Annotated in this window: 7 protein-coding genes and 1 pseudogene; 3 read left to right on the plus strand and 5 right to left on the minus strand. The window is 43.8% G+C overall.

The window, feature by feature from the left end; all coding sequences use genetic code 11:
- Positions 1-284: pseudogene (locus tag WBA23_RS19840) on the minus strand (hypothetical protein); the annotation flags it as partial.
- A gap of 50 nt (positions 285-334) precedes the next feature.
- Here WBA23_RS19840 and WBA23_RS19845 point away from each other — a divergent pair.
- The gene (locus WBA23_RS19845) at positions 335-958 is read left to right on the plus strand and encodes an outer membrane beta-barrel protein (RefSeq protein WP_424584021.1); all 624 of its coding nucleotides are present in this window, start codon (positions 335-337) and stop codon (positions 956-958) included.
- A 430-nt stretch (positions 959-1,388) separates the two neighbouring features.
- Entirely contained in the window at positions 1,389-1,886 is a 498-nt protein-coding gene (locus tag WBA23_RS19850) for a DUF4112 domain-containing protein (RefSeq protein WP_424584022.1), read from the plus strand.
- Between the two features lie 55 nt (positions 1,887-1,941).
- On the opposite strand, the gene WBA23_RS19855 is transcribed toward WBA23_RS19850, so the two are convergent.
- The 3 genes from WBA23_RS19855 to WBA23_RS19865 all read right to left on the minus strand — a co-directional run bounded on the left by WBA23_RS19855 (position 1,942) and on the right by WBA23_RS19865 (position 7,127).
- Entirely contained in the window at positions 1,942-2,457 is a 516-nt protein-coding gene (locus WBA23_RS19855) for a hypothetical protein (RefSeq protein ID WP_424584023.1), read from the minus strand.
- A gap of 2 nt (positions 2,458-2,459) precedes the next feature.
- On the minus strand, positions 2,460-5,615 hold the full coding sequence (locus WBA23_RS19860) for a cadherin-like domain-containing protein (protein WP_424584024.1): 3,156 nt from the start codon (positions 5,613-5,615) through the stop codon (positions 2,460-2,462).
- A gap of 372 nt (positions 5,616-5,987) precedes the next feature.
- A complete protein-coding gene (locus WBA23_RS19865) occupies positions 5,988-7,127 on the minus strand; it encodes a cystathionine gamma-synthase (protein WP_424584025.1) in 1,140 nt (379 codons plus the stop codon).
- Positions 7,128-7,285: 158 nt separating this feature from the next.
- Here WBA23_RS19865 and WBA23_RS19870 point away from each other — a divergent pair, with 158 nt between their 5' ends.
- Complete coding sequence (locus tag WBA23_RS19870) at positions 7,286-7,999, plus strand: TVP38/TMEM64 family protein (RefSeq protein ID WP_424584026.1); 714 nt, start codon at positions 7,286-7,288, stop codon at positions 7,997-7,999.
- A 31-nt stretch (positions 8,000-8,030) separates the two neighbouring features.
- On the opposite strand, the gene WBA23_RS19875 is transcribed toward WBA23_RS19870, so the two are convergent.
- Positions 8,031-9,680 carry a RagB/SusD family nutrient uptake outer membrane protein gene (locus WBA23_RS19875; RefSeq protein ID WP_424584027.1) on the minus strand — a complete coding sequence of 550 codons (1,650 nt, stop codon included), beginning with the start codon at positions 9,678-9,680 and terminating at the stop codon, positions 8,031-8,033.
- Positions 9,681-9,716: the final 36 nt, after the last annotated feature.

A 9,716-nucleotide genomic window follows, 5' to 3' on the forward strand; every position in this document is an offset into this window, starting at 1 on the left:
GTATCAATATTAGGGTCGTGGGTAATGCGAAAATATTCTTGATAAAAGAGCGAATCTTTCGGGGTTCCGCTTAAATTCGCGTATTGTTGCCGATATTGAGCGTGAGATTGAAGCAGTTCGCGAATATCAGAAGGTGACTGAGCCGAGAAAATTTCATCTTCCAGACGAATGATCTCTACGTCAACGGAAATATCCGATACATCTACTTCGTTAGAACAATAATTTGGCTGACACGAACTCAAGAAAGCAAGCAACAGAAACAGATACATCAAATTTAGGAGCATAAAGAATTACTTTAGTGGGAAAACGGATTATTACTCAAAATAATTTATTGATGGTACGATACATTCTGCTACTATTTTTTAGTTTTTCTTACATCAGTGCTCAAGCCCAGGTAAAAATTGGGGCGCAACTATCACCCACCCTCAGTTTTAATCGGTTTAACGATGATGAAGCTCTTGAAGAATTTGGCAACAGTGGAATAGGAGGAAGGTTGATCGCGGGGGCTATTGTTGATTATATGTTTCAGGAGAATTACTACCTTTCTAGTGGTATTTTCTTCGTTCCCAAACGAGTAGGGATTGAACGTGTAGCGGATGGCCGAGAGGAAGCGTACCGGTTGCATTATGTTCAATTACCCGCTACTGCTAAACTGTTTACGAACGAGATTGCGCTAGATGTTCGACTTTACTTTCAAGCTGGCTTTGCTATAGATATTAAAATTTTAGAAGATAATCTCAGTGATGACCCTCAATTTGTTAGCGAGTTTAGAAACTTGGATGCTTCACTTCTACTGGGTACCGGGGCTGAATATCAGTTAGGTTACAATACCATTTTGTTTGGTGGATTTAGCTACCGCCGAGGGCTAGGAAATGTAGTACGATCTACTGATGCCAATGTAGGCGATCTTGTTATTAAGAATGACCTGTTCAGCTTAGATATGGGAATCAAATTTTAACTAATAGGTAGTAATCCTGTCTATCGGCATTCGGTTACCATCTCCCTAAAAGGTTGACGATTTGATGATAAATCCCAGTTGGCAGGTATTAAGTACTAGATCATATTTATATTAGCGTGATTGCGCGAAGCGAAGAAGCAATCTGCTGAAAGTGAGCCGCCGCGACGCGGGAGATTACTTCCCTCGTACCTCGGTCATAATGACGTTTTTAGAAGAAGTTGAAGATACGTTTAGTATCTATTTTCTTCTACGAACCTATTTGTTTTGTTCTCGAGTGAAAAGTTAGCGTATAACTTTATCTTTTTGTCTGAGTTTATATAAATAGAAAAAGCTAATTTTTTAGAAGGGCGCGTCCTTCAGTTGAAAGTTTTAGACAGAGATATCTAGCATAATACGAAGAGGTCTTTTACCACTATATAAACGATTTTTTATGGCACGATCCGTAACGAAAATACAAGATAATCCTTTTCAAAATGTTCCTAACCTCAAGTGGGTAGACCGTATTACGCGAATTATGGACTCAAAATTCCGGATACCGGGCACAAATTATCGCTTTGGTTTAGATCCTATTCTTGGTTTATTTCCCGGCTTGGGCGACGCTACTTCCTTGGCTATTTCCGGATCGTTAGTCTACTACATGGCTAAGCACGGAGCAAGCCGCAAGGTAATTATTATGATGTTAGGCAATGTTGCTCTCGATGCCATTATAGGAAGCATCCCTATTTTAGGTAACGTCTTTGACTTTTTTTATAAAGCTAATACTCGCAACATACGTTTGCTAAAAAAACACTATACGGAGAAAAAATACCAAGGCAAAGGCACTGGCGTACTGGTGGGAATTGCTGTAGCTATACTTGGTGTAGTCAGCTTATTACTCTACGGAACGTATGAGCTAGTTTCTTATTTGTTTACGGCACAAATAGGATAAAAAAAACCGAAGGTGGTCTACCTTCGGCTCATTACTTTCTCAAGTAGAAATACTACTACTGTTTAGTCAACTGCACTCGGTACGCTCCTAATCCAGCAATTCGTCCAGTAGAAGCTCCTTCAAAATTGAAAGAAATTGTCATAGTGCTTCCGTCAAAAGAAGTGATGTCAAAAGCTGCCACCGGTGCTACTGCGCTCAAAGTAATCGCATCATCGTCCGGATCTGCATTACCCCAACCCCAACTTGCTCCTGATCCCGAATTGAAGTAGGTATCTGCACCACTGGCACTAAAGGTCGTGGGCGCAAGCGTAGTTTGATTTACTCCAAATACAAGCTGTAAGCTGTTTAATTCTTGAATCGCTGCGTCTTCGGTATCACCCGGCGACTCAGCTACTTGGCTACTCACCCAGGTCCCGGCTAATGCTTGTGCGCGTTCTTGCTGGGCATTCAACTCGGGCGAGTTATCTCCGCCGCCATCATCGTTCTTGCAACTGGCTAAGACTACTAATACTGATAGTAAGTAGACCGGAAAATACCGGCGTTGGCAAATTATTGAAAATACGGTTCGCATAATTATTCTTTATTAAGTTTTCTAACTACAGTTTGCTGGTCAGCTTGAATTCTAACAAAATATGTGCCCTTTGTAAGATCACTAATGTCCACTGGGGTTTTTCGCAAGTCTACTGCACTCAAATGTACTGATTTTAGCAGTTTTCCCATATTATTGCTTACATCTATCTGAACTTTATCAAAATTATTTTTCATTTTAATGTATAGCAATTCCTGAGAAGGGTTTGGATAGACTACTACTATTTCGCCATTAATCTCGTCACCTAATCCGGTTACTACATTAATAGAAATACTGAATGTAGTTTCAGGAATCGCTCCGCCTTCAGCATCGGCCACAGTAAACTTTACTGAATCACTTGCTTCAGATGCTCCACTATTAACATAGCTTAATAAACCATCGTTAATATCCTTTTGGGTGAACGTACCGGCAACTGCTAAATCAGCACCACTTAACTGTAGTACGCCGTTCACTGGAACCCGAGTTAGCGTAAAAGTAATTGCTTCCGGTGCGCTTTCTTCATCTGTTGCTTCCAGTTCCGCTGAGGTAATTGTCGCGGTAGCACCCTGCTGCGCTAAGTTCAATCCGGCATTGGTAGCTAAAATAGGCATGGTATTGCTAACCGGATCGTTTATAGTGATCACAACTGTATCTGAGGCAGTCTGCATTTCATCATCAGTAACAACCAGAGCAATAATGTTCGTACCTACCGTCAATGTTATCGTTGGATTAACTTCCGTAGCCAACGTATCAGTATCGTTTCGTATCCAAACATAGCTACCGATGGTCCCGTCGTCTGTAGAAGCTGCCCCATCCAAGGTTACTTCTTCCATACCATCGCCGTTCTCATCCGTAATTACTTGGTCCGGACCGGCATTCGCTACGGGGGCATCTGAGGTAGTAATCAAAATATTCACTTGTGTTTCAGCGGTTACTCCTCCACTGGCATCGGCAGCTGTAAAGGTAAGGCTGTCCGCAGTAGTTTCACTATCGTTATGAACATAGATAATAAGTCCACCGTCAATATCAGCCTGAGTAAATGTTTCAGTCGCTACTAAGGCAGTTTCACTTTTCTGTAACGATCCGTTTACCGGTACTTGTACTAAGGTATACGTAATAGCATCGGCGGCACTTTCGGTATCAGTAACCTGTAGTGCAGCCGTGGCAACTATCACTGTATCGCCTTTAGCTACCGTAAGTCCATTGTTAGCCGCTACAGCCGGGTTGGTATTAGCACTAGACTCTACTACATTAATAGTAAAAGTATTCTCAGTGAATAAACCGAACCCATCAGTGCTGCGGACATTAATTGTGTAACTGGTTTTCGCACTTTGATCTATTGCTTCAGCGGTTACTAATTGGTTACCTTCAATTGCAAAAGATGCATTGTCAGGATTGGTGGCAGCATCTACCAAAGCATAACCGAAAGGACCAATTTCATCAGGATCAGTCGTTGAAAATGTACCTACCGCCGTACCGATAGCACTGGCGTCTTCAATATCAGTATCATCCAGCGCAACCAATGTAGGGGCTTCATTTGTATAGTAGCGGCGAGCGAAGATATTATAGCCTGTAGTAACTTGAGTTTCCCAAGCGACAATAAATCCACCATCATTATCTACCGCGACATCCGAAAATCGCTGCGTACCAACTCGGAAGCGGTTTACTTCAAACGGATTATCTATTGGCGTTTGGTCTTCGTTGAATCTCCGGGCAAATATTTCGTTACCCGACCCCTGTCCGGTGTAGGTTATAACTGAGGTACCATCTTCAGCAAATGCAATTGAAGGGGCGAACTGATTTCCGACAGTAGTAGTATTAACCATAAATTGGTTCCCAATAAAACCACCCGTGTTATTGAAACGTCGAGCAAAAATCCCATCAGTATCGCTAGTTCCTTGGCCCTGCCAAGCAATCATAAATGCTCCATTCTCGCGCATAGATAAATCCGGTAGGATTTGACTTCCGGCTACTTCATTATTAGCTGTAGCTGCCGCACCAGCAGCTCCTGCTGCATCATAAAATTGATAATATATATCGGATGTTACTGTATTATCATCCCAGGCTACGGCAAAAGCACCATTACTGGCTATACCTACGGTTGGGTTTTGCTGAATACCAGTATATGGTGCAACATTAACGATAAGTTGACTAGCGTCGGTGGCGGTACCATCAGCCTGATAGCGACGAGCGTATACCCCCCCATCAGCGTCTTCCGCACTAATCCCTTGCCAGGTTACTACAAAAGCGCCAGTGCTATTCATAGCAACTTGAGGATTAGTCTGTTCACCAGTCGTCTGGGTATTGACAATAAACTCAGTTCCGGGGGTACCATCGTTAGCATATAGTCGCCCAATTACGTCCGTACCGTTACCGCCCGCATTGCCACTACCTTGCCACACTACTACAAAACTTCCATCGTCGGCTACGGCTACATCAGGATCTATCTGAGCTTGAGCTGCTACCGTACCGGGGTCAACTCTTAGTACTTCGCCTGCCATATTACCTGCGGCGTTGTATCGCTGAGCAAAAATCCCGTCACTTTGATCTTGCCAAACAATTACATAAGCTCCTGATTGATTCTCAGCGACGGCAACATTCGTCTGCGTACTCGGACTGGATGGATTAACTTGAAATTCATCGGATGGAGCACCGAATTGGGCACCCGCTGCACTTTCATCCACATCAGTAATGCCTATGGAGATCGTTTCTTCGAATACGCTTGCTGGGTCCGCTGCATCGGTTGCCTGAATACGAATACTTAACGGACTGGTCAGCGTTTCAAAATCAATGAATTGAGCCGCAAATACCGAATCACCGCTGATTGTAAATAAGTTGTTATCAGTACTGCCATCATCAACCAATTCAAGTGTATAAGGGGTTGTACCACCAGCAACATCTATTAAACCTAACCATTTACCCGCAATTGAATTATCCTGCACCGCCTGATTGTCTGCTCCAGAGCGATCGTCAAAATCAATTGCAGTGATTTGAGCCACAGCAGTGATGTGAAGCAAACTACTGAGTATGAATACGAATAAGGAAGCACCTAAGAGTGAAGATGCTTTCTGGTGCCGGATTAAATCATCGGCATCTTTGTTGTTTTGGGTTCTATTAAGAATCTTCGGAAACTTAAACGAACGAGAATAAAGTTGTCTCATAAATAAAAAATTAGTAAGTACTAAATAATAACAATCTACCTTTTAACCTCATAAATACACTGTCGTGATAATTTTTTGGTTATTTTATGTGAGTATTGTAATGTAAGTGAAACGAGATATTGCTATTACTCGTCGAGATTTGATATTAGTGTATTGACCAACAAAAACAATGCTAATTAGATAGTGTGAGTAAGCTACTCTAGCATTTTCCTGAATGTTAGAAAATGTATGAGTAGGAAAAATACTTAAACGACTAAAACCGTGAAATAAAAAGTAACTAGTCGAAATGTATTATTTTATAACTAGATACGCTACAAGAATAAAAAAATAAGCCTTTGGTTTAAGAAGTGTACCTAATAAAACACTATCCGCTTAACCAATGGCCTGCTCTAAATCAGCTATTAGGTCTGCACTGTCTTCAATGCCTACACTCAAGCGAATAAGCGAGTCGCTTAACCCCGTTTTTGCTCGTTCCTCTTTCGGAATACTAGCGTGGGTCATGCTGGCCGGATGTCCGGCTAACGACTCAACCCCACCCAAAGACTCAGCCAGTGCAAATACCTTCAGCTTTTCCAGCGTCCGGAAAGCATCTTCCATCCGGTCGCCCTTCAGTACAAAGGATAACATACCGCCAAAGTCGCGCATTTGCTTACGCGCCACTTCATAATTTGCTGATGTTTCTAAACCAGGGTAGTAAATTCGTTCTACCTTGGCGTGCTCGTTTAGGTACTCCGCTATTTTCTGTCCGTTCTCGCAGTGGCGCTGCATACGCACGTGCAACGTTTTAATTCCTCTAAGCACTAAGAAGCAATCTTGGGGGCCGGGCACGGCTCCGCAGCTATTCTGAATAAACCCTAAGCGTTCATCTAAGGTACTATCGTTTACGATTACCGCCCCCATCACCGTATCGGAGTGACCACCTAAGTATTTAGTAATAGAGTGCAGTACCATATCTGCTCCCAAATCTAGCGGATTTTGTAAGTAGGGGGTAGCGAAAGTGTTGTCCACCACAGTCCAGGCACTATGGTCTTTAGCTAGACTAGCTACAGCTTGAATATCCACCACGTTCATCATAGGGTTAGTGGGAGTCTCTACCCAAAACATCCGGGTTTTATCCGTAATTTTTTCCTTCACCGACTCCAGATTATTCATCGGAACAAAGTGGAACTTAATACCGTAATTGGCAAAGATTTTGGTAAAGATTCGGTAAGAGCCTCCGTACAGGTCGTTAGTCGAAATTACTTCATCGCCCGGTTTGAGCAGTTTGATAACCGCATCAACCGCGGCCATGCCGGAAGCAAAGCATCGGGCGTGGGTACCATTTTCTAGCGCGGCTAGATTATTTTCTAACGTATGTCGGGTAGGGTTCTGGGTACGAGCGTATTCATAGCCTTGATGGTCGCCCGGCGAGGCCTGCACGTAAGTAGAAGTCTGGTAAATGGGAGTCATAATGGCCCCGGTAGTGGGGTCGGGTTCTACTCCGGCATGAATGACTTTGGTTCCGAATTTCATAAGTACTATAGATTGAAAAAGAGCGATAGCCAATCTTACGAGATTGTTACATTTTGGTTCGCAGAATTAACTAACCTACACTACTAAATAAGTGTGGCCAGTTGGTTGCCTTACAGAAGATTATGATAAAACAGGTTGTTTGTAGATTAAACGCAACTTTGCAAGAACATCGCACTGCATTGTTGCTCTTTGGGTGGATGTCTCTCTGCCCACTGTTCACTAGCTCGGTAATTTCTTACGAAGTCATACAGCATGAGCAAGTTCTGTCTGCTTTCTCTCCAGGCGAGTGGATGATAATTGGGTTCGTAAGCTGTTTAGCTATGAGTATTGCTTTGTTACCAGCTTCTTTAGTAGCCCTGGTATTTGGGTACTTCCTGGGCTTTTCGGCATTGCCCGGAGTGGTTGTAGTATATACTGTTGCCTCTCTTATTGGATATCAGCTAACCCAGTGGATTGATCGGGGACTGCTAGATCATGTATTAGAGCAGCTACCTACCCTACAAACCAGAATAGCCTATCAAATTAAGCACGGCATTGCTCGCAATCAGTTAGGACTAACTACGCTGGCCCGTATGTCACCAATTATGCCCTTCACCTTAATGAATATTGTGTTGCCATTAGCCGGAGTATCGGTAAGAAACTACTTGTTAGGAGGAATTGTAGGGATGCTACCCCGTACGTTTTTCTTAATCTGGCTAGGGAACCAAGCCCAGGAGATCCACTTTTTGATCAAGCATGATGGTGACATAACCGTTCAACTGTTTTCAGCCGGAATAGTAGTTCTTACTCTAGCCGGAACCGGTTATTACACCAAACGTATTTTCCGGCAACAGCTACCGGAAGCTCCTAGCCAGAAGGAGAAGAGGGGGTAATTATACCTTTCTCCTCTTCTGAATCTCTCCATTAATAGCCTGCATTCTGCTGAATCAGGTCGGTACCTACCAAATCGATCTGGGCTTGGGGAATAGGCATATATTCGTGTGTTCCGGCTTCGAACTGCGCTCCCGCTAAGTGGGTCCGGCGGGTTCGCTCTACTTCCAGATAGTCGTTGATAATCTTGGCAGCAATGCCCCAGCGGACTAAATCGAAGAAGCGGTGCCCTTCGTGAGCTAGTTCTAGTCGACGTTCGGTACGCAGTGCGGTAATGGCTTTATCGTAGTTAGCAAACGAAGCGTAAGGCTGTACTAGGTAGTTAGCTGCTTCAGTACTTCCGTCTAGCATCATTACGTACTCACTATTCATTGCTCGCTCCCGCACTCGATTGACGTACTGTCGCCCAACTTCCAAATCCCCTAGCTCAATGGCTGCTTCGGCTTTCCATAGTAGTAAATCAGCGTAGCGGATAACATAGTAATTGAGGGCATTTACGTAGGGCCATACTGGGAGATAGCTGGAGGAGTTAGCAGACACCACGCGTTTCTTAGGACCGTACGGGCCGTAAGTTGCTAAATCGCGGGCCCAACTTTCTCGGTACAGGCTGTCTAAATCCAAATAAGGAACGCCGGGGCGAGCGGTGGTATGATCAAGCCGAGGATCAACGGAATCATCTTCGGTTACATCTATATTATTCAACACTGGTAAACCGTCGTCGTTCGTTTTGTAGGCGTTAATTAGGTTCTGGGTAGGACGATGAAATCCATACTGCGGATAAAATGGTCCGCCAGGAGGAGCTAGTCGATCCCCGATACCACCGTTGAAATTACGCGGAGAGCCATCGTTGATAGAGTGCTGAATAGCGAAAATAATCTCCGAACCATTATCATTTTCCGGTAGAAACACATCCCGAAAGTTTTCCATCAAGCTGTATTGTCCACTATTAATCACTTCGTCTGCAGCAGCACTAGCCTCCGCCCATTTTTCCTGAAAAATATAAGTTTTGGTCAAGTATGCTTGCGCGGCCCACTTAGTAGCACGACCGGGATCAGCTTGCTCGTCGGGTAAAGCAGCAAAGGCAGCTTGAAAGTCCTCTTCAATTTTTTGCCAAAGCTGCTCGGATGAAAAGGCAGTGTTAGAAACATTGTAATCTTCCAGACTCTCCGCCGTTTCGTCAAGGTAGGGAATCTGATTATAGATCTTCTTCAGTTCAAAGTAGAAATGTCCTCGCAAAAAGCGCATCTCACCCAGTCGCTGAGTTTTTAAATCAGCGTCAAATTCTTCTGAAGCGTTCAGTAGGCGGATGGCTTGGTTAGCCCGGTTCACTCCTTCGTACAATGCCAACCATTTGCGCTGCACATCAATGATAGTAGGGTCAGTATTATAAATCTCCATTTGGTGGATTTGGTTCTGATCGCCGGTTCCCCCTCCGCCCTTGTAGGCATCGTCCGAAAGTACATCACCAAAGCTCCAGTTGGAAGCGGGAGAGTTAAATGCATTAGTAGCCTCGTCAATCTGCCCATTTAGAATGCTGTAGGCCGAGATAATAACCCCCTCTACGTTGGCGGGGTCTAATGTTTGTCCGGGCGATAATTCGCCAATGGTTTCTTCTTGCAGAAAATTATCTTCGGAACACGCCACGAGAGCTAAGCCGATGAATAGAATGAATATATTTTTCATAGTTGAAATGAGTTGCTTAGTTAATAATTACAGTCC

This window comes from Tunicatimonas sp. (genome assembly GCF_049647865.1).
Taxonomy (GTDB): Bacteria; Bacteroidota; Bacteroidia; order Cytophagales; family Cyclobacteriaceae; genus Tunicatimonas.

Bases quoted from the DNA above. Each gene is read 5' to 3' on its own strand.
- WBA23_RS19865 (WP_424584025.1), bottom strand. From the start codon at position 7,127: ATGAAATTCGGAACCAAAGTCATTCATGCCGGAGTAGAACCCGACCCC.
- WBA23_RS19875 (WP_424584027.1), bottom strand. From the start codon at position 9,680: ATGAAAAATATATTCATTCTATTCATCGGCTTAGCTCTCGTGGCGTGT.
- WBA23_RS19860 (WP_424584024.1), bottom strand. From the start codon at position 5,615: ATGAGACAACTTTATTCTCGTTCGTTTAAGTTTCCGAAGATTCTTAAT.
- WBA23_RS19855 (WP_424584023.1), bottom strand. From the start codon at position 2,457: ATGCGAACCGTATTTTCAATAATTTGCCAACGCCGGTATTTTCCGGTC.
- WBA23_RS19850 (WP_424584022.1), top strand. From the start codon at position 1,389: ATGGCACGATCCGTAACGAAAATACAAGATAATCCTTTTCAAAATGTT.
- WBA23_RS19845 (WP_424584021.1), top strand. From the start codon at position 335: ATGGTACGATACATTCTGCTACTATTTTTTAGTTTTTCTTACATCAGT.